The sequence below is a fragment of the Moraxella nasicaprae genome, assembly GCF_025643275.1.
GTDB classification, from domain to species: domain Bacteria; phylum Pseudomonadota; class Gammaproteobacteria; order Pseudomonadales; family Moraxellaceae; genus Moraxella; species Moraxella nasicaprae.
This window is the reverse complement of sequence record NZ_CP089977.1, coordinates 846,347-867,212: the sequence shown is the minus strand read 5'-3', so window position 1 is coordinate 867,212 and position 20,866 is coordinate 846,347. Positions and strand designations below refer to the sequence as shown.

The following is a 20,866-nucleotide window of genomic DNA, read 5'->3' as shown; positions in this document are numbered from 1 at the left end:
TAGCGATTGCCATCAATCAAATGATGATGGCGGTAGAATTTTTTCTTGATGATTGTTCAATAAATAGACGATTCTTACAGTTGTTTGAGTAGTGTGAAAATCAGCCCATTTTCTTCATCATAAGTGACCTGTACAGGCTGGTCAATCATCTCAGCAGGAATGGCATCTCTTAGGCAAAAAGTGCCAGCGACCGACACCAAAGAGGGGTTGAATTTTTGGCAAAAAATTCTGGCGTTTTTATCGCCTGTTGCTCCTGCCACCAAGCGACCTAAGCCACGCCCATAGATATGCAGGCTGTTATCGGTGATGGCTTCTGCACCATCATTGACACCACCGATGATGGTCAAATCGCCACCCAGATGTTGTAGGCTTTGACCTGAACGAAGCATCTGGGTATGAATGCCACTGGCAAGTTTGATGCTGTGGTCTTGGGCGGTGATGAGTGTGGTACTTTGGGTGCTGGTTGCCACAGCTTGCACAGGGGCATCTACCACCTCTGGGGTCTTGTCATTTGGCTGGTTGGCAGGCGGTGCAGGCTCAGACTGTGGAGCAGGCGTGCTGGGTTTATCGGTATTAGGCAAGCGTTCGATGCGTTTGCCATCAGCAGGAAAAATTGCCAATTTAAGCTCTTTGGCTTGGTCATTGAGTACACCGCTGACCACGCCAATGGGCTGAACATTCATCGACCACAGCATATCAATGAGCGTATCTAATTCAAGCTCAACTTCACTGTCGATGACGATGGGCAACTCATTGCTGATGGGATTGTTATCCAGCATCTGTTGGAGCTGATTTTTGATGTCAATTAGGTTATTTTCGTAGATTTTTAGACGGCTAAATGTCAGCATTTTGCCGTACAGTTTGATGGTTTGGCTCATAGAATCATCGCTTATGTGTATCAAATGGTGAGTCGTCCAATTTTTCTGGCATCAGATGGGCAGGGTAATCATCATCTGATGACCTCAAAACTCTTTGATTGTCATGCTTAGATTGTAGCATTTTTTTGACGATGAAAAAACCACCCAATCATGAAGATTGAATGGTTTGTTTGTATGACGGGTTATTTATAGTGGTAATTGTTGGCTATGTTTCCATTGCTGGTTTTTGACTTGCTCTTCAAAAGTACTGATGGCATCTTCGACCACTTCGCTGACCAGATGCTGCACTTCTGGGCGAGAGGTGTCAATGTTTGCCACACCGTGTGCGATGGAGGTCATCAGACCATCTAGCGTCTCATCGTGGAAGAGGTGGGCGTTGATGGCTTGGGTTACGCTGGTGCCGATGTGCTTGCCGACATTGGTGATTTGCGACTCAATCATGCCACCAGCAATGGGAATCAGTTTAAGATAGCGGCGTAACTCTGGCGTTTCGCTTAGGGCATTTTCGACCGCTTTGCCGATGTCTTGGGCAAGTTTTTCACCTTCATCTGCCAGTAATGCTGCTTGCAGGCGAGGGGTCAGCTCGTTGCGAAGTAGGCTGAGTATGGCAGATTCGATGGCTTGGCGATTTTGGCTGATGGTGCGATGAATCATCTGCCCATGTGAGCCAGAACGACCAAGCTGTTCTCTAAGATTGTCGATGGCAGTCAAAATCACACGGTCGGACAATTCTTCTAAGATGACATGATAATAAAATTTGGCTGAATTTAACCAGCGAGTTGGAATGATTTGAATGCCCATGCGATGCAGTCGTCTGATGATGACCGCCGCTCGTAGTAGTCGCAAGGCACGCAAGACCGGAAAACAGCCCAAAACTTCATACCAATGCACAAATGGAAAGAAAAACCAGCGATAATAGGTGCGTTTGATGATGGCAAGTAGCCAACGCACTAATAAATCAGTTATCCAAAACAAGGTAAAAAATCCGCCAATGGTGGCGATGATGGTGTGATGATTGGTGGCATAATTCTCCAAAAATACCCCAAAACCCAGCCATGTCGAGATGTACTGCATGAAAGCACTCATCAAAATGCTGTCGGTGGCAATCAATATCAAATCCACCACCAGCAAGCACAGCGTCAAAATATCATAAGCTAGCTTTAATGCACTGGCGTTTTGTTCTGAATGTGTGTTACCATAAAATGGAATGACATCTTCGGGCAATTCGTGATTTTTTGGGACATCTAGGTCTTCTAGGGTTGGGGTTTGGCGTTCTTTATTCATCGCACGCTCCTAAGCGTTGATACCAAAATCAGCCAGCATTTGACTGATTTTGACATCTTTTTGTTGCCATAGTTCATCAAGCCAAGCAAATAGCTGTGCTTTGACGGCAGGATTGTGTTCGTATTCGCCCTGTTTTAGAGCTTCAAACAGTGATTGTGGCGGGGTGATTTGGCGAATATCTACGCCCAGTCGTGTGATTTTGCCTTGCCATAGGTCGCTGTATTCTGGTGTGCCGTCAGGATAGACGATGGTCATGTCCAAAATACCGTCAATCTGCTCGCCTAGGCTTGCAATCGCCAACGCAAAACCACCCGCTTTTGGTTTGAGCAGATGCTGATAGGGCGATTGCTGCTGCTGATGTTTGGCAGGCGTGAGGCGAGTGCCTTCTAGATAGTTGAGCAGTACAAAAGGCTTATCTTCTAGCAAGCGACAGGCACGCAAGGCTTCGTCCAAGTCTCGATGGGCAAGGGCAGGATTTTTGGCGATGGCTTCCTTAGAATGGCGTTTCATCATCGGAAAATCTAAAAAATAAAAAGTCTGCCCAATGATGGGAATGTACAGCAATTCGTGCTTGGCAAAAAATCGAGTAATCGGCAGTTTATTTTCGCTGATGTATTGAATAATACTGGTATCCACCCATGATTTATGATTGCAAATCAGCAGATACTTGCCTTGTGGATTAAGGTTGTCAGGTAGGGTAATTCGCCAATCTTTGGCTGGTAGCATTTTATCAATCAGACGATTGTTGGTGTTAATCCAATGATTGGCGATGTTGATGACGGTTTGGTCGGCGGTTTTGGATTTGGTCAGCATTTTTAATGCCCCAGCCGTCAGTACAGGCACACCAACCACCAGACTGTTAGCGGCAATCGCACCTGTGTTGGCAAGCAAAGACAGCTTTTGGGCGAGTTTTGGTGTTTTTTCATGCAGTTTTTGCACAAATGAAAAAGTTCGGCGGTCGTTTTGCATAATTATCCTAGCATCATGTGGCGTGTTGTATTATTTTAGGACAACACCATTTTGGTTTACAGTCGTTTATTTTAACAAAAAATACTGGCAAAATGCTCAAATTATTGTCGTCAAAATGTCAAGTTGAGCGAAGTTTGCTTGGGATTTTAAATTTTTGAAACAATATTTTGCCAAAATTATCTGTTATCTTGGATTGGTTTGGGTGTGCTGATGTGCTGCTTTTTCAAGAAATGAACGACATCATCAGATAAATGAAGTCATATAAAACATACCATTTAGATACAGTTGTACTACAAATGGGCAAGAATTTTGGTGCATAATAGACCGCAAGTCGGTAAGCGTTCAAACTTACCAAATCATCACGGGAACACATTCCCATTTCATCTCAAAATAAGGAGATAATAATGAAAGCTGTAAAATTCTTAGGTGTGTCTGTTTTGGCTTCTAGCATGGCGTTGGCAGGTTGTGCCAATACTGGTACTGGTGCTAGCGTTGGTGCAGGTTTTGGCAATATCAATAAAGCGGTACTTGGCACGATTGCTGGTGCAGCGGCTGGTGCAGCCATCTCTAAGGCAACTGGTGGCGAAAAAACAGGTCGTGATGCTGCAATTGGTGCGGTTATCGGTGGTGCAGCTGGTGCATACATGCAACGCCAAGCCAAACAAATCCAAACCCAAATGCAAGGCACTGGCGTGAAGGTTGAACAAAACCCAACCACAGGCGACATCAATCTTGTGATGCCAGGTAACATCACTTTTGCTTATGATGATGCAACTTTAAACCCAGCGTTCACAGGCAGCCTAAACCAATTGGCTCAAACAATGAAACAATATGACAAGACCACCATCGTGGTTGCTGGTCATACTGACGCTAACGGTTCTGATGCTTATAACTATCGTCTGTCAGAACAGCGTGCCGCTTCTGTGCGTAACTATTTGGTTGTACAAGGTGTTGATGCCAGTCGTATCCAAACAGTTGGCTATGGTAAAACACAGCCTATCGCCAGCAATGCGACTGACGCAGGTCGTGCCCAAAACCGCCGTGTTGAGCTAACAATCCAAACACCACAAAATATGTAAGTGTTGGTCGATAAGACAAAACGAGCCAAGTGATTGGCTCGTTTTTCTTTTTTTGAATGATATACCAAACAGTCATGGTGCGATATAATGGTTTGGCATTTTAAAGAAAAGTTGGTCGATGGTGGTGTGTGTTTTTTAACAAAGATGATGTGACAGTCTTGACGCAGTTGCATGAACGACTTGCCAAGCAAGGCATGACGCTTGTGATTCAGACCAAAGCGGTCAAAAACATCAATTTTCGTGTTAAGCTGGGCTATTTGTATGTCAGTACGCCAAAAAGTATCAGTCGGCTTGTCGTGGCACAGGCGATTGCCAAGCGTTATGATTGGGCGGTGTCAGCACATCAAAGACTGCTGGCACGACAGCAGATGGTCAAGCCAACTTTGTGGGGAGAGCCGCTGGTGATTGACGAATGGCTAAATCAAGCAGGGCTTAGTCAGCAGGAGCGACTGTCTTTTGGGCAATTAAGTCAAGAAGAGCAGGTGGAGTGGATTTATCGAGCTGAAATTCAGCAAGCCCTGCCTTCAATCAGCCAGCGATGGCAGATGGTTGTTGGCAAGTCAGCCAGTGCGTTCGTCATCAAAAATATGCGTAGTCGCTGGGGGAGTTGTCAGGTTGTTACTGCCAAAATTGCCTTATCCAGTCGGCTGGCAGCCTATCCACGCCAATGCTTAGAATATGTCGTGGTGCATGAATTATGCCATTTGCATCATGCCAATCATGGATCTTTGTTTTGGGAGAGTGTCAAACAAGCCATGCCAGATTATCAGCATTGGCACAGCTTGCTTCGTGGACAGGCGTTATGATAGGCTGCTTAATGCTTGTTTAAAGGCTTCACTGAGCAATTTGACATCATTGACACGAGCATAATTGAGGCGAGTGATGAATGCCAGACGGCGGTGTGGGCCAGGTTCAGCCAGTGGCACAGCGTGGATTTGTTGATTGCTGGCAAATTGGTCTAGTGCCATTTTTGGTACTAGGGTTGTTCCCATGCCTGCCAGACTCATTTGAATCAATGTATTGAGACTGGCGTCTGAAAAGCTTGATTTGATTTGGTTTTTGTTCAATGAACAAACAGATAAAGTCTGGTCGGTCAAACAATGACCCTCGCCAAGCAACAGCAGATTGCTTTGTGATAGAGCATCGCCAGTGATGGCGTTGTGCGTGCCATTTTGGGCAGGCTGTGGCAAAATCGCATAAAAATCTTCTGCCCAAAATTCAAAGGCGTGCAGACCCTCCACCGCATAAGGCAGGGCAATGATGGCGGTGTCGATATGCCCATAACGCACCTGATCGATGAGTCGCTCGGTTTTTTGTTCGATGACTGACAATTCAAAGGCGGGGAATTTTTCTTTGAGTGTTGGCAATACTTTTGGCAATAAAAAAGGGGCGACGGTCGGAATGATGCCGATGGTCATTGGATAAGTCAATGGTGTCTGATGGCTTTGGGCTCGGGTAATCAAATCATTGATGTCGCTAAAAATATTCTGAGCTCTTTCTAGTAGCTCCTCGCCAATGGGCGTGATGAGTACTTGTTTGTTATTGCGTTCAAAAATCTGGGTATTAAGCTGTTTTTCTAGTTCAGCAATGCCCAGACTTAGGGCGGACTGAGAAATATTGCATTCTTCGGCGGCTCGTTTAAAATGGCGATGCTTGGCAACAGCAAGAGCGAATTCTAACTGGCGTAAAGTAATCATAAAAAATCCTATTTTTCCATTTCATCATCAATGATATAGATTATAAATCATTCTGCTGATTTTTGATAATAAATTTTGAGATTTTGCTGGATATTGATGAATTTTTTTGGATTTGGTGTGTATTTTTTGATAAAAAGACATATTCAAGCATGGCTAAGTTTGATAAAATAAAACAGCAGATTTGTATTTTTTAATCATAAAATTAAATCATCACTGTCTGCATTATCGTCTTTTTACCGCAAAAAATAGGAGTGAATTATGGCGGCAATCATCAATCAGCATATTCCAGAATTTTCGACCCAAGCGTATGTTAATGGCGAATTTAAAACCATTACAACCGCTGATGTCAAGGGAAAGTGGGCGATTTTTCTATTTTATCCACACGATTTTACCTTTGTTTGCCCAACCGAGCTTGAAGACATGGCTGAGCATTATGAAGAGCTAAAAGGCTTGGGTGTTGAGGTGTATGCAGTATCAACAGATACGCATTTTGTGCATAAAGCATGGCATGACACTTCGCCTGCGATTGCCAAAGTCAATTATCCAATGCTAGGCGATGGCACAGGCGAGATTACTCGTGGTTTTAATGTGATGATTGAGGGTGAGCATGCAGCATTGCGTGGCACTTTCTTGGTTGACCCAGATGGTCTAATCAAAGTGGCAGAGATTCACGATTTGGGCATTGGTCGTTCTGCCAAAGACATGGTTCGCAAGGTAAAAGCGGCTCAATATGTGCGTGAGAATGATGGCGAGGTCTGCCCAGCTGCTTGGGAGCAAGGTCAAGAAACCCTAAAACCAAGCCTTGACTTGGTGGGCAAAATCTAATCTGCTAAGATGATGATTAAAAAACCCCAAATCAATTTTGGGGTTTTTTGATGACGAGCAAATTAGGCTTTGCTTTCTAGATAGGCTTTTAGTTCGTCTTTTAGATGTAGTTTTTTGTGTTTCATTTCGTCGATTTCGCTGGCACGACTGACAGAAGCAACTGGGTCATTTTCTAGCTTTTCGATTTCGGTGTCCAACTCATTGTGTTCGTTGAATAGTTTTAGAAAGTGTGCATCGCCTTCTGTTTTTAGTTGAGTCATTAGCTCTCTGTATTCTGGCAACATAATGTTCTCCTAATCATGTGAATGTGGAAAAAAATTTCCAAGTCGGTCAAAATAACCTTGGCTTTATATTATCAAGAATGGCAAATATTATCAAGCCATCGCAGATGAAATCCCATGCAAAATCATCAAATGTCATGCTGTATTGATGATAAATTTGGGAAATTGGTTAATTTGGGTTATAATAATTTTTTCAATAAATCTTATCAAGTAACAGGTAGGTGTGTCATGCTAGACCAAAATTTATTAGAGGCTGTCAGAAGTTATAGTGAAAAAATGACCCGTCCCATTCAGATGATTATTGGGCAGGGGGAGCATCATAAGCGTGGCGAATTGATTGATTTTTTGCAAAAACTTGCCAGCACCAGCGATAAGATTATCTTTGATGAATCGCACCGTGATGAGCATTTATCGCCGATGAGTTTTAAGATTGCTACACAAGGGCAGGATACAGGCATTGTGTTTAGCGGTATTCCAGGTGGGCATGAGTTTAGCTCGTTGATTTTGGCGATTTTGCAAGCAGGTGGACATACGCTCAAATTGGACGATGACATTCAGGCGTTAATCAAAAGCATTCAGACGCCTTTGCATTTTGAGACCTTTGTGTCACTGTCTTGCCATAACTGCCCTGATGTGGTGCAGGCATTAAACCAGTTTGCTTTGCTTAATGACAACATTAGCAGTCAGATGATTGATGGCGGCGTGTTCCCAGAGTTGGTGGAAAAGCATTCTATTCAGGGTGTGCCAGCGGTGTTTTTAAATGGTCAGCCATTTGCTAATGGTAAAATTGATACCGCCAAATTGATTGAAAAATTACAAGAACATTATCCACAACTATTAAATACCGTTGATGAGAGTTTGCCAGTCCAAGATGTCACCGTTATCGGTGGTGGTCCAGCAGGCAGTGCGGCGGCAATTTATACTGCTCGTAAGGGATTGCGTGTGGCGATGGTTGCTGACCGTATTGGCGGTCAGGTCAAAGACACCCAAGACATCGAAAATCTCATCTCAGTACCCTTGACCAATGGCAATACGCTGGCAGCCAATCTGGCAACCCACATCAAGTCGTATGACATTACTGTCAAAGAACATGTGCGTGTCAGCCAAATCGATGAGGTGCAAGGCGGTTATCAAATCACGCTAAATACAGGGGCAAGTTGGACAAGTCGCACCGTGATTGTGGCGACGGGAGCGAATTGGCGTAAACTTGGTGTCAAGGGAGAAGATGAATACATTGGCAATGGTGTGGCGTATTGCCCACATTGTGATGGGCCGTTTTTTAAGGGTAAGCCTGTGGCGGTGATTGGCGGTGGTAATTCTGGTATTGAAGCAGCACTTGATTTGTCAGGCATTGTCAATCATGTGACTGTATTAGAATTTGGCGAGTCCTTGCGTGCTGACCAAGTGCTGATTGACAAAGCGATGACCACCAAAAATATTGACATCATCAAGATGGCAGCGACACAAGAAATTCTTGCTACCGATGGCAAGGTGAGTGGATTGATTTATCAAGATCGCAGCACTGGCGAACAAAAAACCTTGCCATTGTCTGCGGTGTTTGTGCAGATTGGACTGGTGCCAAATGCTGATGTTGTCAAATCTGTGGTGGCAACCAATGCACAAGGCGAAATCATCATCGATGAAAAATGCCGTACCAACAAAGCAGGGATTTTTGCTTGTGGTGATGTGACGACAGTACCATTTAAACAAATCAATATCGCCATGGGCGAAGGTTCAAAAGCAGGGCTGGCTGCCTTTGAATATTTGATGATGAGTCATTGATTGAGCAGCATTGAGCGATAAAAAAAGCGTGCCATTTAGGTACGCTTTTTTTATGATGTGCTTGCTTACATATTGGGGTAGTTTGGACCACCACCACCTTCTGGCGTGACCCAAGTGATGTTTTGTGATGGGTCTTTGATGTCGCAAGTTTTGCAATGCACACAGTTTTGGGCATTGATGACAAAGGTGGGTTCTTGACCTTCTTTTTGGACAATTTCGTATACCCCAGCAGGACAATAACGCTGAGCAGGCTCGGCATAGAGTGGTAGATTGGTGCTGATGGGGACTGTGTTGTCGGTCAATCGCAGATGGCAAGGTTGGTCTTCGGCGTGGTTGGTATTAGAAATAAACACGCTAGAAAGTTTATCAAAAGTCAATTTGCCATCTGGTTTAGGATAGTTGGGTCGATAAGCATAATCTGCCTTGTCAAGCTGGCTATGGTCAGGCGTGGTGTCATTGATGGTTAGCGGCATTTTGCCACCAAGTAGGTTTTGTTCGACAAAAGTAAACGCACCGCCCAGCCATGACCCCATGCGGTGCATCGCAGGCGAGAAGTTGCGTGCCTGATGAGCCTCTTCAAACAACCAAGAATTTTTGAATGCTTGTTCGTATTCTGCCACCTCATCGCCACTTCGACCTTGTTTGATGGCATCAAAAATGCTTTCGGCTGCCAGCATGCCTGATTTCATTGCGGTGTGCGTGCCTTTGATTTTGGCAGGATTGAGAAAGCCTGCATCATCGCCAACCAAGACACCACCAGCAAAGCTAAGTTTTGGCAGGCTGTTTAGACCGCCTTTGGTCAAGGCTCTTGCACCATAAGACAGGCGTTTACCACCTTCTAGGATTGGGCGAATGAGTGGGTGTAGTTTGAGGCGTTGCAGTTCGTCAAAGGGTGACAGATGGGGATTGTGATAAGATAAATCCACCACTAAACCAAAGCTGACCTGATTATTTTCTGCAAAGTACAAGAACCAGCCGCCTGTACTGCCAGTTTCCGATAATGGCCAACCAGAACCGTGCAAAATCACACCTTCTTCGTGCTTGTCAGCGTCAATCTCCCACAGCTCTTTGAGTCCAATGCCATAATGTTGTGGGTCTTTGTCTTTATCCAAATGAAAACGGCTGATTAGGCGTTTGCCCAGATGTCCACGACAACCTTCGGCAAAGATGGTGTATTTGGCAATCAGCTCATAACCTGCCTCAAACGATGATTTTGGCTCGCCTTTGGCATTGACACCCATGTCGCCTGTTACGATACCACGCACCGAGCCATCTTCGTGGTATAAGATGTCGCTGGCACTAAAACCTGCAAACATCATGACTTCCAGCTCTTCTGCCTGCTGAGCAAGCCAACGCACCACATTGCCCAAAGAGACGATGTAGTTGCCTTTGTTGTGCATACTGGCTGGCACGATGGCATCAGGCAAGCGAGTGCTGCGAGTGTCACTGCCTAGCATATAGACTCGGTCTTCTTTGGCGGCGACTGTGATGGGTGCACCTTTATTTTGCCAATCAGGAATCAACTCGTCCAAAGCACGAGTTTCCATAATCGCACCAGAGAGTGTATGAGCCCCAAATTCTGAGCCTTTTTCGATGACGCAAACGGTAAACTCGTCCATGCCAGCGGCAATGGCAAGCTGACGCAAGCGAATGGCTGCTGATAATCCAGCAGGACCACCGCCAACGATGACGACATCAAATTCCATAGATTCTCGTTCGATTTGCATAAAAAGATTCCTTAATATCAATATGGCTGGCTAACCATCAGGATTAGCGTGCTAGATATGTCTATTTTAGCAATCTTATGCAATTAGGCAAGTTAATTTATTGACTTTATGTGATTGATTTGGGTAAAAGCGATAAATTGACGGCATTTGCTCACGATTTTTTACCATTGTTTTGCAAAAATGGTTTTTTTATCCATCAAATTGTCTTATTTAATTTATGTATTAACCTTTGGTATTTTGGCGGTTTTGTGGTGTTTATGGCGTGCTGTATGGGCTTTATGCTGTGGTTTGTGCCTAGCCTTGATGAAATTGCAAGCAGACGAGTGGAACTAGACCACCTAACCGCCAAAATTGAGAAAGCCCAAAACCTGCAATGCCTACAAACCAGTCATTGCGATAAGCGGTTATGCGTAAAAGTCATTGAAAGCAAATGCAATTATGGCAGTAAGGGCGATAGGTATTGCGTGGCGGAGTTGAAGTAATTAAAAACCCATTATTGATTTCAACAATAATGGGTTTAATTTTCTAAGAAAAGTTTTCTTGTAAGGCATTGGCAACAAAATCAATGCAACTTTGTGGGTCATCAAATACCTTTTCATCCAAATCTACAGAATGAGAATGGGTGTCTAGCACATAAAAACTTTCATCAGGCTTATTATCAGAAAAAGAACATTCCAAAGAAAATGAATCCAATCTGAATAATTGCCCCCTAAATCCATTACTGGATTTAAGTACTTCAAGCCTATAAACCAAACCATCATCATCTGTATCAATTACATCAAAAACAACGGTTCTGACTACTTCTTCATAGCCTATTGGCATTTAAAACTCCTTAAATTCTTTTACCGCAATCACAATGACGAGCATAAGTGCCTCTTGGAGCTTTGCTCGTTGCATTCTTTTTCGCAGCCGTACAAGCCAGTGCTTTAGTTTTTCCTGTACCTGTACCTGTTACCCATTGTGGTGGATTGGCAGGAGCAATACTTTTATCATGCACAATAACTGCACATTTTGCAGTATCTGTATAAGTTTTGGCTTGGGCTACTGCTGGAAATAATATCATATTAAGTAAAGCTGTTGAAACAATTAATGTTTTCTTGAGCATAGTCTTACCCCTTCTAAAATTAAACAATTCACTTATTCTACATTGATATATTTTTAAAATCAACTGAAATAAGATTTACTTTCACCACCCAAACAACTCATAAAACTTACCAATGAATTTAGGGTCTTTATGGGCTACTCTTTGCTCTCATGCCTCCTTGAACCACTTTGAAAAAAATACTGTTATCAAAACTCTTGGCAACTTCATCAAGGGCCTGCCCTTGGTATTGCTCATCTAGGCTCTCAGGCATTTTAAATGAGTGTTTTTCTTCGCTGTTCGGCTCGCTCTTTCTCTTGGCGTTCCTGTTCGTCTTTGGCTAGTTTTTAGCCTGTTTTTTTAGGTCGGTGTTTTCGTTTATTTGATGGCTAAGTCTAAAACGCTTAAAATCTCTCATACAAGTGCATTTGCTCGGTGCGGTACATTCAGCCAAATCATCAAGAATTACCGTCAGAATATGATAAAATAATGCTAAAATAAATCAGTGGTGCTAAAATACACACAAAAATATCAGCCAAACGAGCAATGATTATGACGACCCAACCTGTCTTTGATAGCCATCATTCATCAAATTTAGCACCGATTGGTGTGTTTGATTCTGGCGTGGGCGGTCTATCGGTCTTGCGTCATTTGGCGGCGTTGATGCCGTATGAAAGCTATATTTATTATGCCGATACCAAAAATGTTCCCTATGGTAACAAATCTGCCGATGAGATTTTGTTACTGACTTTACAGGCGGTGGATTGGCTGTGTAAAAAGGGCTGTAAATTGGTCGTCATTGCCTGTAATAGTGCCTCAGCTCACGCCTTGTCCGCCCTACGAGAGCGTTGCCATGTGCCGATTGTTGGGCTGGTGCCTGCGGTCAAGCCAGCCTGCCAAATCACTCAAACAGGACAAATAGCGGTGCTTGCCACGCAGGCAACATTACAAGGCAGGCTACTGACCCAAGTGATTGACGAGGTGGCGACACCAAATGGTATTACAGTATATAAGCACTTTGAACCAATGCTTGTGCCGTGGGTGGAGCAGGGAATGCCCATCACACATCAGGTGGCAGATTTACTGATTGAGCAAACCAAAAAATGGCAACAGATGGGCGTTGATGTCATCGTGCTAGGCTGTACGCATTATCCGTTTTTTAGGGAGTTTTTGCAGGCGTGGATTGATGAGCAGGGCATTGAGATGACTTTGATTGATTCTGGGGTTGCCATCGCCAAGCGAGTGCAGTCGTTGTTGGAATTGTTTAAAATCGCCCAAAATGATACGAACACTGCCAGCACGCAGGTGCAGTTTTATGCGTCAGATTTGACCGACAGCGTACGAGCAACTGCCAATAGATTGGCGGGTATGCCTGTGTCATTTTTGATGGAGTGAGCGATTTGGCACAAACAGCCTAAGCAAAATCATAGCGGACAATCCACCAGAAATACAGGGGGTAAGGATAAATAAGAGTTCTTTGATGGTGATTAAAATCTCTTCAAAAAATAAATAGTGCACCAATAAGACCATGGGCAAACTGACCAAAAATCCGATGATAAAGACTGACAAATACTCGCTTACTGCCACAAGAGTGAAGCGTTTTTTGGTAATGATGATGCCTGTGATGACTGCTGGAATCAGACCGATAAATGCCCCAGTAATGCCGAATAAGCCAACGCCACCAAGCAATGATTGAGCGATGATGGCGACATCAAGTGATTGTAATGACAAGGATTGCCAGTCTTCTGCCGACAGACTAAATAATATCATCAGTCCTGCGGTCAAGATACCGCCTAATGCACCGCCAAATAATAAAAAAGCATATAAAATTTGTTCTTTTGGATACTCGTGCAAGCTGGCAGCTCGTTTAAAGGCAAATAACAATGCGGCACTTATTATTAAAACAATCAGTCCCAAATCCACAGAATAATCAGCAATCATCTAAGACATACCAAACACAGCCACCATACCCCAAACGGTAAGCAGTACACCAGATGCCGCCATTATCCCTGCCAATACATCATCAATCAAAATACCAAATCCACCCGAGACATTTTTATCCACCCATTTAATCGGAAATGGTTTAATAATGTCAAAAAAGCGAAATAGGGCAAAAGGCGGTAGAAAAGCCAATATGGTTGCAAAGATGGTCATGACAGGATTGGCAATCAATGCTCCAACCCCAAGCCAAATGAGTTCATGCATGTCTTGACCGTTGAAAATAAAATAGGAATAGGGCAATAATGCAATCCACATTCCCACCCATTCATCAAACACAATATGTGGGTCATCGTGAACATTCATCAAATCCGAAGTCTTACCACAAATATAACTACCAATTAAACAGCCAATAATGGTAATAATCAAAAACCCCCAAAACCCCAATAATAACATTGGCATAGCAATAACAAGTCCACCCACCGTTCCCCAAGTACCAGGGGCTTTTTTGGGCAGACCAGAACCAAGCCCAATGCCTAGCCAATACACACATCTTTCAAAGGCGGTGGCGGTGGGTGGGCAAGGCGGACACAGGTTGGATTTATAAATATCGGGTTTGTGGTTAGTCATAACAATTTTACTTATATTTCTATCAATAAATTAATCAAAATTTTGCATAATATAACGCAATCTTCCAATTACCTTTAAATTATTTAAATGCTCGCCAAAAACTTCAATATTTTGGTATTTTGGATTATCTGCAATTAAAATAATTTTATCTAATAAAATCTGCACTCGCCTAACAACTAGTCTGGAATTGATACTTAAAAGATAGATTTTACCATCTTGTAATTTATTATCGGACAAATCAGCAAGCATAATACCCTTGCCATTTAGAGTTGGTTTCATTGTTTCGCCACTATAAGGAAAAAAGGCACAATTTTCAACTTGCACGCCCAATTCGTCAGCCAATTCTTTGCTAATAGGTAGAAATTCGGTTGGATTACCTTTCTTCTTTTCAAAATCAGAATAGGTGTTACCAAAAATTAAATGCGATGGAATTTCATTCATTGCCTTTCGCTCTCAAATTATTTAACAAAATTTCTTTTATAAAGTATATGATTTTTAATATTGCTTAATGCGTCATTTTCGTCCCAAATTTGTAATTCCCAAGGGTAATAAAAATTACTAGAATTTTTAAAATAAATATGGATACCAACATAACCATCAACATCTCTTAAATACCAATTTTTAAGACTGTATTTGTCTTTGTAATTGTCCAATTTTTCCAAAATAATGGCAATATCATCAGACGGCAAAACAATTCTTGCCCCAAAAATGTCATTTAAAATATTATTGGTTGGGTATTGATTTTGACGATTTAAATAACGCTCAATTTTATCTTGAATGCTTTCAGAAGTTTTGACACGATAATAAAAGTTAATATCTTTGGTGTCAGAAAATAACAAATAATCGTTAATCGCTTCGTGTAAATTGAGCCGATAAGAGAAAATATGTTCTGTTGGAATATTTTTTAAGCTACGGCTTAAATTGATTTTTTCCACTTTTCCTGTTTCAAAATAATCTGACGAATATTTGGCGTGAATTAAGTTAATTTCACGGATTAGGCGTTCGGTTTTTTCTATGTTATCAGTTTGTAAGCTCATCAAAAATGCTCCCAACCTTTAATCTCAAAATCCAATATTTGATTTTGATAATAAATTTCCACCCCTTGTTTTTCTACAATTTCGCCAATGGGGTAAATTAAATTAGGATAAAGCATATTAAATTCATCAAATTTATCTTTTGATATTGTAAAACAAAGTTGATAATCATCGCCACCATTTAAAATATGCTGATATTTTTTATCAAACGGCAAAGCATTTAATTCATCAGCACAAGGGATATTGTCCAAATACAGCTTTGCTCCCATACCGCTATTTTTTAAAATATGCCCCAAATCTTGCCCCAAGCCGTCCGAAATGTCAATCATGCTGTGGGCATAGTCAATTAACTTTTGTCCCAAATCAATTTGTGGCGTTGGGTATTGTAGGGCGGTGCATAATGTGGGCGATAAATCATTTAAGGAGTTAGAATGTTTGCAATGTCCATTTTCGCCCAAAATATGATTTAATGCCAAACTTGCCGAGCCAATATTGCCACTGACACAAATCACATCGCCGATTTTGGCATTATTTCTTTTTATGCTTTTGCCTTTTTTAATAAAGCCAAGTGCGGTAATAGAAATGGTCAGAATATCCGACTTTGTGGTATCGCCCCCGATTAACTCCACATTAAACTTTTGGCAAATATCGCTAATACCACGACTAAATTCTTTTAACCACTCATTATCATTATTTGGTAAAGATAATCCCAATAAAATTGCATAAGGCGTTGCTCCCATACTTGCCAAATCCGATAAATTCACCGCTACCGATTTAAACCCGATGGCGTGTGGGTCGGTCTCAAACACAAAATGCCGTCCTGCCACCAGCGTATCGACACAGCTGATGAGTTCACAATCAGAAGGAATGGCACTTACCGCACAATCATCGCCAATGCCCAACATGGTGTTTTTGTGTTTGGCGGTGGCGTGTTTAAAATGGGTGTGGATTAAAGAAAATTCGCTCATAGATTCCTTTTAAGTCAAAAATATGTCAGTCCAATGCAAAGCCTGCTTAGCCTTACCTACTTGCTTTCCTTGACGGTTAATTTTAAATTCTTTGCCGTCTTTTTCTACATTTGCCAAATCAGTTTCTTCATCAAAATAACTGGCATAGTCAAATTGTGGTTCAATCATTATATGACCTGCTTTATCTATAAAGCCAATTTTTTCATCAATGATGATTTGGGCGACACCACGCAAAAAATATTTGGCTTCATAGTCCGCCCAGCCAATCATCACTTTGTCAGTTTTGTCAATAAAGGCAGTCTTGCCATCTTTCATCACTGATGCCAAGTCTTCACTGAATGAGTCAGCATCATCATAAATAAAATCGATGACTGTTTGATTTTGAGCATCAATATAGCCATATTTGTCATCTTTTCGGGCGTAACTTAATCCTTGTGAAAAATAACCCGCATCGTCATATCGACAATCAATCACAATTTGCCCATTTCTATCAAGATAGCCATACTTGTCGCCTTGACGAATGCGTGCTAGGTCTTCGATGAAATCATCAATCCCATCAAATACAAAATCCGTCAATAAGCCATTGTCGATATGAAACAAGGCAAATTTGTCAAATAACTTAACTTTGGTACGATTGTCTTCAATGTAGCCAATATAATGATAAGCAGGACTTATGGCGTGACCTTGTTGATTTAATATGTACCACTCATCGTTTAAAATGGCACGAAACAAACCATTTTCAGGTGGCAAAATATCATCATACATCACCGATGTGATGGGGCTGTTATTCTTATCAACCAGTCCAAACTTTTTATTCTTTTTGATTAAAAAGATGTCATCATCGTATTGCTGACGATGGTTAGCATGATGTTTTTGTGCCATTTAGCCTCTTTTATAGAAAAATACGCCATTTTGCAATAGCGTATTTTGGTTTATTGTCAGTTCTTATTTTGTAGATTTTTGAGCTTTGTTGGCTTGATATTCAAGCTCTCGTGTCTGCTTGGCATATCTGTCCAACACCGCATTGATGAACTTATGGGCATCGGTTGCCCCAAAGTGAGTGTTTAGTTGCATCGCTTCATCAAGCACCACTTTGTAAGGGATATGCAGACTGTATTTGAGTTCATAAGCACCGATAAGTAGTACCGCTTTTTCGATGGGGTCTAGACGGTCAAAACTACGGTCGATGTGTTGTGCCAACTCCATCACCAATTCATCAGCTTTTTCGGGAATGCGACGCATCATTTCGTGATAATAGCCTAGATGTACCGTATGCATGGCATTATCTGCACGAGTGCGAGCAGCGATGGTGTGCGGTTCGTTACCACCCATCAGATGGCGGTCGATTTTGGCAAAACGATGGTCGGTCAAAAGCCACTCATATAGACCTTGTAGGGCAAAACGGCGAGCTTTGCGAACAGCAGTGTGGGTGGTCTTATAGCCTGTTTCGTTGATGTCAAATTGGTCGTTGTCGGGCGTGATGTTGGTCATAATTTACCTTATAAATAGTGCTGCATTAAAATCATCTTTTAATGGAAAAAATTGGCAGGAGCTTTATAATCATCAAGCACCTGCCTAAGTGCTGACAGTATTGTGTCAAATGTCTTGTAGAACGCTAACCATTTCAATGGCGGTCATGGCAGCTTCATAGCCTTTGTTGCCAGCCTTTGTGCCTGCTCGTTCGATGGTCTGCTCAATGTTTTCGGTGGTCAAGATGCCATTGATGACAGGAATGCCATGGTCTAAGGCGACTTTGGAGAGACCTTTGGCACTCTCACTTGCCACGATGTCAAAATGCGGTGTCGCCCCACGAATGATTGCCCCAAGCACCACAATGGCATCAAATTTGCCAGAAGTTGCCATACGCTTGGCAGTCAAAGGCAACTCAAATGCCCCTGGTACACGCACGACCGTGATGTTTTCGCCAAGGACACCGTGACGAAGTAGAGCGTCTAACGCTCCTTCAACCAAACTTTCAACCAAAAAGCCATTAAAACGCCCAACAGCGATGCCGATGCGTAGGTTTTGATTGTTGTGTAATGCACCGTCAATGTGAGTAACGGCAGCTTTTTGGGAGGTGAATACTGTCATAAAATTGCCTTGTAAATGATGATGTATGAAAATTTTCCCCAGCATTATAGCACAAGTTGGGGCTGTTTTGTCCCAAATCTACTTCACAGTCGAACAGGGATATGTTGGCTTGCCATGTATTCTTTGGCTTGCCTGATGGTATAGTCGCCAAAGTGAAAGATGCTGGCTGCCAGCACTGCATCAGCACCGCCTTTTAGGATACCGTCTGCCAAATGCTGCAAATTGCCCACACCGCCTGAGGCGATGACGGGGATATTAACCATCTCCGAGATGGTGCGAGTCAGTAACAAATCATAGCCTGCCCGAGTGCCATCGCCGTCCATGCTGGTAACCAAGAGTTCGCCAGCCCCTCTGTCGGTCATTTGTTTCGCCCAGTCTATTGCATCAATGCCAGTTGCTTTACGACCGCCATGTGTAAAAATCTCAAAACCAATCGTACCATCTGCTTTGATGACTCTTTTGGCATCGATGGAGACGACGATACATTGATTGCCAAAACGAGCGGCGGCATCACTGACTAGGTCAGGATTGGTGATGGCGGCAGAGTTGATGCCCACCTTGTCCGCCCCTGCACTCAGCAGATTTCGAATGTCATCAATTTTTCGCACACCACCACCCACGGTTAGCGGGATAAAAATCGATTTGGCGATGGATTCGACAGTATGATAAGTGGTGTCTCGACCGTCTGAGGTGGCGGTGATGTCCAAAAAAGTAATCTCGTCCGCCCCTTGGTCGTTGTAGCGTTTGGAAATTTCCACAGGGTCGCCAGCGTCTTTGATGTCCACAAAATTGACCCCCTTGACGACTCGTCCATTTTCAACATCAAGGCAAGGGATTAGGCGTTTGGCTAGCATGACAGTTTCCTTTGGCTAATCACGATGATGGTTATGCTCATCGTTCAAATAGATATGCAAAAATATTTTGGAAATTTTAACAAAAAATCATTAAAATAACAGCAATTATTGCTTGGATTTTAGGAATTTTATATGTCTGTTTATACCCACTTATCTGATGATGAATTTTTTGCATTTTGTGGTTTGTATGGCGTGAATTTTAAGAATGCCATTCCTATTGTGCAAGGGGTCAAAAATTCTAACTGGTTCATTCAGACGACAACAGACGCAGATGATGATTTTAGCTATGTCTTTACCCTCTATGAGGAGCGAGTGCCAGCCGATATTGAAAAAATGGCAACCATCATGCACGCCCTAAAAGACAAGCTGCCCATCGCAGCACCGCTGGTCAAACGCACCGCCAAAGGTGTGAATATTGGGGCAGATTGTGTGATGCGATATGAAAATAAGGCGATTTTGGTCGTGCCAAAATTGTCAGGCAAGCACCCTGCCATCACTGATGAGGCGATGTGCGAACAAATGGGGCGTGCGTTGGCAACCTTGCACGACACCCTAAAAACACTACAACCTGCCGAAGATTATGGTGTGCCATTATACGACTGGGCGAGAGTCAAGGAGCGTGAGACGGCATTCATGCCAATCGACGAAGCTAGGCTAATGAATGACATCTGGGCGGCGTACGAGCATTTGCCCAAAGATTTACCAAAGGGACTGTGTCATTTGGATTTATTTGCTGATAATACGCTATGGGATTTGGACGCAGCCCGTCTGACTGGACTGCTTGACTTTACCGAAGTGTCGGTGGAGCATTATTTGATGGATATTGCCATCACCATCAATGATTTTTGCACCACTTGGGGTAATGCTAGTGATGGCGAGAGTGTCTATTTTGACGAAAAGAAAAAAACCGCTCTTATCGCAGGCTATCAAAGTGTGCGTCCTTTGACGGCTGATGAGCAAGATGCTTTGCCAATCATGCTGGCTTATGCGGCGACGATTTTTTGGCTACTTCGCCTCAATGTCATTTATTACAATCGTGAACAAGGACGCACAGGCGATGATATTATGGTCAAAAATCCTGATTTGATGAAACGGCTGGCGAGTTATCATTGGAAAAATCGTCATGGGGAGAGCGTGTGATATGGCAGGTCAGCTTGTCTTCACCTATCTAACTGCTCATCATCAACAAAAATGGCTATCTTTATGGCAAGATTATTTGGAATTTTATAAAGCCGATGTTGATGATGTGGTTACTCAAACATTATGGCAAAGAATATTAACCAAAGACATTCATGGATTTGGTGTTTTTCAAGATAATGAGCTAATCGCCTTTGCTCATTGTGTCATTCACCCAAATACATGGCATACTTTACCAGTATGTTATTTGGAAGATTTGTTTGTGGCACATCATGTAAGGCGGCAAGGTGTTGCCAGCTTTGCTATTGAGCAAATTTATTGTTTAGCCAAAGACAATGGGTGGCATAGGGTTTATTGGGTAACGGATAAAGATAATCACGATGCTCAGCGTGTCTATAATAAATTTGCTGATACACCAGAAGTGATATTGTATAGAAAGGTAATTGATTAAAAAATTATCTTATTATCATTGACCATGCTAAACACACAAAAGACAGCCCCAGTCTGAATTTTATTCCCAAGGGAGTAAGTCAGGGTCTGGGGGTGTATTGGTATAGATTTGAATATAGCCACGATTATTTGCCAAGCAACATTACACAAAAAGAGTAAAA

25 protein-coding genes are annotated in these 20,866 nt (G+C 42.6%); 8 read left to right on the top strand and 17 right to left on the bottom strand.

From position 1 onward, the window contains the following. Nucleotides 1–74: 74 nt before the first annotated feature. From minC to yihG, 3 genes are all read right to left on the bottom strand, one after another. Nucleotides 75–878 carry a septum site-determining protein MinC gene (gene minC / locus LU297_RS04105; protein ID WP_263077146.1) on the bottom strand — a complete coding sequence of 268 codons (804 nt, stop codon included), beginning with the start codon at nucleotides 876–878 and terminating at the stop codon, nucleotides 75–77. 186 nt (nucleotides 879–1,064) lie between these two features. Then, entirely contained in the window at nucleotides 1,065–2,162 is a 1,098-nt protein-coding gene (locus LU297_RS04100) for a hypothetical protein (protein WP_263077145.1), read from the bottom strand. Between the two features lie 9 nt (nucleotides 2,163–2,171). Then, nucleotides 2,172–3,131: a 1-acylglycerol-3-phosphate O-acyltransferase, YihG family gene (gene yihG, locus LU297_RS04095; protein WP_263077144.1), complete on the bottom strand. Its 960-nt coding sequence runs from the start codon at nucleotides 3,129–3,131 to the stop codon at nucleotides 2,172–2,174. 404 nt (nucleotides 3,132–3,535) lie between these two features. On the opposite strand from yihG, the gene LU297_RS04090 reads away from it, so the two are divergent. Together LU297_RS04090 and LU297_RS04085 are read left to right on the top strand one after the other, a co-directional pair. Next, nucleotides 3,536–4,210 (top strand): YiaD family glycine zipper/OmpA-like lipoprotein, encoded by a 675-nt coding sequence (locus LU297_RS04090; protein WP_263077143.1) that lies wholly within the window; start codon nucleotides 3,536–3,538, stop codon nucleotides 4,208–4,210. A 128-nt stretch (nucleotides 4,211–4,338) separates the two neighbouring features. Further along, entirely contained in the window at nucleotides 4,339–5,016 is a 678-nt protein-coding gene (locus LU297_RS04085; RefSeq protein ID WP_263077142.1) for a M48 family metallopeptidase, read from the top strand. Here the strand turns inward: LU297_RS04085 and LU297_RS04080 are convergent. Further along, nucleotides 5,011–5,907: a hydrogen peroxide-inducible genes activator gene (locus LU297_RS04080; protein WP_263077141.1), complete on the bottom strand. Its 897-nt coding sequence runs from the start codon at nucleotides 5,905–5,907 to the stop codon at nucleotides 5,011–5,013. The genes LU297_RS04085 and LU297_RS04080 overlap by 6 nt on opposite strands. A 258-nt stretch (nucleotides 5,908–6,165) precedes the next feature. Between LU297_RS04080 and ahpC the strand changes: the two genes are divergently transcribed. Further along, the gene (gene ahpC, locus LU297_RS04075; protein WP_263077140.1) at nucleotides 6,166–6,732 is read left to right on the top strand and encodes an alkyl hydroperoxide reductase subunit C; all 567 of its coding nucleotides are present in this window, start codon (nucleotides 6,166–6,168) and stop codon (nucleotides 6,730–6,732) included. A 62-nt stretch (nucleotides 6,733–6,794) separates the two neighbouring features. Here the strand turns inward: ahpC and LU297_RS04070 are convergent, their stop codons facing one another. Then, nucleotides 6,795–7,016 (bottom strand): HP1242/YdcH family protein, encoded by a 222-nt coding sequence (locus LU297_RS04070; RefSeq protein WP_263077139.1) that lies wholly within the window; start codon nucleotides 7,014–7,016, stop codon nucleotides 6,795–6,797. A 225-nt stretch (nucleotides 7,017–7,241) separates the two neighbouring features. Here LU297_RS04070 and ahpF point away from each other — a divergent pair, with 225 nt between their 5' ends. Continuing rightward, nucleotides 7,242–8,795, top strand: coding sequence for an alkyl hydroperoxide reductase subunit F (gene ahpF, locus LU297_RS04065; protein ID WP_263077138.1), 1,554 nt, complete (start codon nucleotides 7,242–7,244; stop codon nucleotides 8,793–8,795). A gap of 65 nt (nucleotides 8,796–8,860) precedes the next feature. Here the strand turns inward: ahpF and LU297_RS04060 are convergent, their stop codons facing one another. Beyond that, nucleotides 8,861–10,522 carry an electron transfer flavoprotein-ubiquinone oxidoreductase gene (locus LU297_RS04060; RefSeq protein ID WP_263077137.1) on the bottom strand — a complete coding sequence of 554 codons (1,662 nt, stop codon included), beginning with the start codon at nucleotides 10,520–10,522 and terminating at the stop codon, nucleotides 8,861–8,863. A gap of 110 nt (nucleotides 10,523–10,632) precedes the next feature. On the opposite strand from LU297_RS04060, the gene LU297_RS04055 reads away from it, so the two are divergent. Continuing rightward, on the top strand, nucleotides 10,633–11,004 hold the full coding sequence (locus LU297_RS04055; protein ID WP_263077136.1) for a hypothetical protein: 372 nt from the start codon (nucleotides 10,633–10,635) through the stop codon (nucleotides 11,002–11,004). Nucleotides 11,005–11,047: 43 nt separating this feature from the next. On the opposite strand, the gene LU297_RS04050 is transcribed toward LU297_RS04055, so the two are convergent. Beyond that, on the bottom strand, nucleotides 11,048–11,344 hold the full coding sequence (locus tag LU297_RS04050; RefSeq protein WP_263077135.1) for a hypothetical protein: 297 nt from the start codon (nucleotides 11,342–11,344) through the stop codon (nucleotides 11,048–11,050). A gap of 10 nt (nucleotides 11,345–11,354) precedes the next feature. Next, nucleotides 11,355–11,627, bottom strand: a complete 273-nt coding sequence (locus LU297_RS04045) for a hypothetical protein (protein WP_263077134.1) — start codon at nucleotides 11,625–11,627, stop codon at nucleotides 11,355–11,357. 528 nt (nucleotides 11,628–12,155) lie between these two features. Between LU297_RS04045 and murI the strand changes: the two genes are divergently transcribed. Then, entirely contained in the window at nucleotides 12,156–12,998 is an 843-nt protein-coding gene (gene murI / locus LU297_RS04040; RefSeq protein ID WP_263077133.1) for a glutamate racemase, read from the top strand. Here murI and LU297_RS04035 read toward each other — a convergent pair. From LU297_RS04035 to hisF, 9 genes are all read right to left on the bottom strand, one after another. Next, complete coding sequence (locus LU297_RS04035; protein ID WP_263077132.1) at nucleotides 12,981–13,544, bottom strand: hypothetical protein; 564 nt, start codon at nucleotides 13,542–13,544, stop codon at nucleotides 12,981–12,983. The two genes, murI and LU297_RS04035, sit on opposite strands and share 18 nt — an antisense overlap. Beyond that, nucleotides 13,545–14,171, bottom strand: a complete 627-nt coding sequence (locus LU297_RS04030) for a phosphatidylglycerophosphatase A family protein (RefSeq protein ID WP_263077131.1) — start codon at nucleotides 14,169–14,171, stop codon at nucleotides 13,545–13,547. Between the two features lie 30 nt (nucleotides 14,172–14,201). Next, nucleotides 14,202–14,612, bottom strand: coding sequence for a S24 family peptidase (locus LU297_RS04025; protein WP_263077130.1), 411 nt, complete (start codon nucleotides 14,610–14,612; stop codon nucleotides 14,202–14,204). A gap of 17 nt (nucleotides 14,613–14,629) precedes the next feature. Further along, on the bottom strand, nucleotides 14,630–15,208 hold the full coding sequence (locus tag LU297_RS04020; protein ID WP_263077129.1) for a RelA/SpoT-related domain-containing protein: 579 nt from the start codon (nucleotides 15,206–15,208) through the stop codon (nucleotides 14,630–14,632). After that, entirely contained in the window at nucleotides 15,208–16,173 is a 966-nt protein-coding gene (gene thiL / locus LU297_RS04015) for a thiamine-phosphate kinase (protein WP_263077128.1), read from the bottom strand. The genes LU297_RS04020 and thiL overlap by 1 nt, the downstream gene beginning before the upstream one ends. Nucleotides 16,174–16,182: 9 nt before the next feature. Then, a complete protein-coding gene (locus LU297_RS04010; protein ID WP_263077127.1) occupies nucleotides 16,183–17,055 on the bottom strand; it encodes a WG repeat-containing protein in 873 nt (290 codons plus the stop codon). A 63-nt stretch (nucleotides 17,056–17,118) separates the two neighbouring features. Beyond that, entirely contained in the window at nucleotides 17,119–17,664 is a 546-nt protein-coding gene (nusB, locus tag LU297_RS04005) for a transcription antitermination factor NusB (RefSeq protein WP_263077126.1), read from the bottom strand. 105 nt (nucleotides 17,665–17,769) lie between these two features. Beyond that, entirely contained in the window at nucleotides 17,770–18,264 is a 495-nt protein-coding gene (gene ribH, locus LU297_RS04000) for a 6,7-dimethyl-8-ribityllumazine synthase (RefSeq protein ID WP_263077125.1), read from the bottom strand. Between the two features lie 83 nt (nucleotides 18,265–18,347). Beyond that, nucleotides 18,348–19,118 carry an imidazole glycerol phosphate synthase subunit HisF gene (hisF, locus tag LU297_RS03995; protein ID WP_263077124.1) on the bottom strand — a complete coding sequence of 257 codons (771 nt, stop codon included), beginning with the start codon at nucleotides 19,116–19,118 and terminating at the stop codon, nucleotides 18,348–18,350. A gap of 132 nt (nucleotides 19,119–19,250) precedes the next feature. Between hisF and LU297_RS03990 the strand changes: the two genes are divergently transcribed. Together LU297_RS03990 and LU297_RS03985 are read left to right on the top strand one after the other, a co-directional pair. Beyond that, nucleotides 19,251–20,258: a homoserine kinase gene (locus LU297_RS03990; RefSeq protein WP_263077123.1), complete on the top strand. Its 1,008-nt coding sequence runs from the start codon at nucleotides 19,251–19,253 to the stop codon at nucleotides 20,256–20,258. Then, nucleotides 20,242–20,706 (top strand): GNAT family N-acetyltransferase, encoded by a 465-nt coding sequence (locus LU297_RS03985; protein WP_263077122.1) that lies wholly within the window; start codon nucleotides 20,242–20,244, stop codon nucleotides 20,704–20,706. The genes LU297_RS03990 and LU297_RS03985 overlap by 17 nt, the downstream gene beginning before the upstream one ends. Nucleotides 20,707–20,866 lie beyond the last annotated feature (160 nt).

Excerpts from the sequence above, each read along its gene's own strand:
- minC (WP_263077146.1), bottom strand. The coding sequence starts at position 878 with ATGAGCCAAACCATCAAACTGTACGGCAAAATGCTGACATTTAGCCGT.
- LU297_RS04100 (WP_263077145.1), bottom strand. The coding sequence starts at position 2,162 with ATGAATAAAGAACGCCAAACCCCAACCCTAGAAGACCTAGATGTCCCA.
- yihG (WP_263077144.1), bottom strand. The coding sequence starts at position 3,131 with ATGCAAAACGACCGCCGAACTTTTTCATTTGTGCAAAAACTGCATGAA.
- LU297_RS04090 (WP_263077143.1), top strand. The coding sequence starts at position 3,536 with ATGAAAGCTGTAAAATTCTTAGGTGTGTCTGTTTTGGCTTCTAGCATG.
- LU297_RS04080 (WP_263077141.1), bottom strand. The coding sequence starts at position 5,907 with ATGATTACTTTACGCCAGTTAGAATTCGCTCTTGCTGTTGCCAAGCAT.
- ahpC (WP_263077140.1), top strand. The coding sequence starts at position 6,166 with ATGGCGGCAATCATCAATCAGCATATTCCAGAATTTTCGACCCAAGCG.
- LU297_RS04070 (WP_263077139.1), bottom strand. The coding sequence starts at position 7,016 with ATGTTGCCAGAATACAGAGAGCTAATGACTCAACTAAAAACAGAAGGC.
- ahpF (WP_263077138.1), top strand. The coding sequence starts at position 7,242 with ATGCTAGACCAAAATTTATTAGAGGCTGTCAGAAGTTATAGTGAAAAA.
- LU297_RS04060 (WP_263077137.1), bottom strand. The coding sequence starts at position 10,522 with ATGCAAATCGAACGAGAATCTATGGAATTTGATGTCGTCATCGTTGGC.
- LU297_RS04050 (WP_263077135.1), bottom strand. The coding sequence starts at position 11,344 with ATGCCAATAGGCTATGAAGAAGTAGTCAGAACCGTTGTTTTTGATGTA.
- LU297_RS04045 (WP_263077134.1), bottom strand. The coding sequence starts at position 11,627 with ATGCTCAAGAAAACATTAATTGTTTCAACAGCTTTACTTAATATGATA.
- murI (WP_263077133.1), top strand. The coding sequence starts at position 12,156 with ATGACGACCCAACCTGTCTTTGATAGCCATCATTCATCAAATTTAGCA.
- LU297_RS04035 (WP_263077132.1), bottom strand. The coding sequence starts at position 13,544 with ATGATTGCTGATTATTCTGTGGATTTGGGACTGATTGTTTTAATAATA.
- LU297_RS04030 (WP_263077131.1), bottom strand. The coding sequence starts at position 14,171 with ATGACTAACCACAAACCCGATATTTATAAATCCAACCTGTGTCCGCCT.
- LU297_RS04025 (WP_263077130.1), bottom strand. The coding sequence starts at position 14,612 with ATGAATGAAATTCCATCGCATTTAATTTTTGGTAACACCTATTCTGAT.
- LU297_RS04020 (WP_263077129.1), bottom strand. The coding sequence starts at position 15,208 with ATGAGCTTACAAACTGATAACATAGAAAAAACCGAACGCCTAATCCGT.
- thiL (WP_263077128.1), bottom strand. The coding sequence starts at position 16,173 with ATGAGCGAATTTTCTTTAATCCACACCCATTTTAAACACGCCACCGCC.
- LU297_RS04010 (WP_263077127.1), bottom strand. The coding sequence starts at position 17,055 with ATGGCACAAAAACATCATGCTAACCATCGTCAGCAATACGATGATGAC.
- nusB (WP_263077126.1), bottom strand. The coding sequence starts at position 17,664 with ATGACCAACATCACGCCCGACAACGACCAATTTGACATCAACGAAACA.
- ribH (WP_263077125.1), bottom strand. The coding sequence starts at position 18,264 with ATGACAGTATTCACCTCCCAAAAAGCTGCCGTTACTCACATTGACGGT.
- hisF (WP_263077124.1), bottom strand. The coding sequence starts at position 19,118 with ATGCTAGCCAAACGCCTAATCCCTTGCCTTGATGTTGAAAATGGACGA.
- LU297_RS03990 (WP_263077123.1), top strand. The coding sequence starts at position 19,251 with ATGTCTGTTTATACCCACTTATCTGATGATGAATTTTTTGCATTTTGT.
- LU297_RS03985 (WP_263077122.1), top strand. The coding sequence starts at position 20,242 with ATGGGGAGAGCGTGTGATATGGCAGGTCAGCTTGTCTTCACCTATCTA.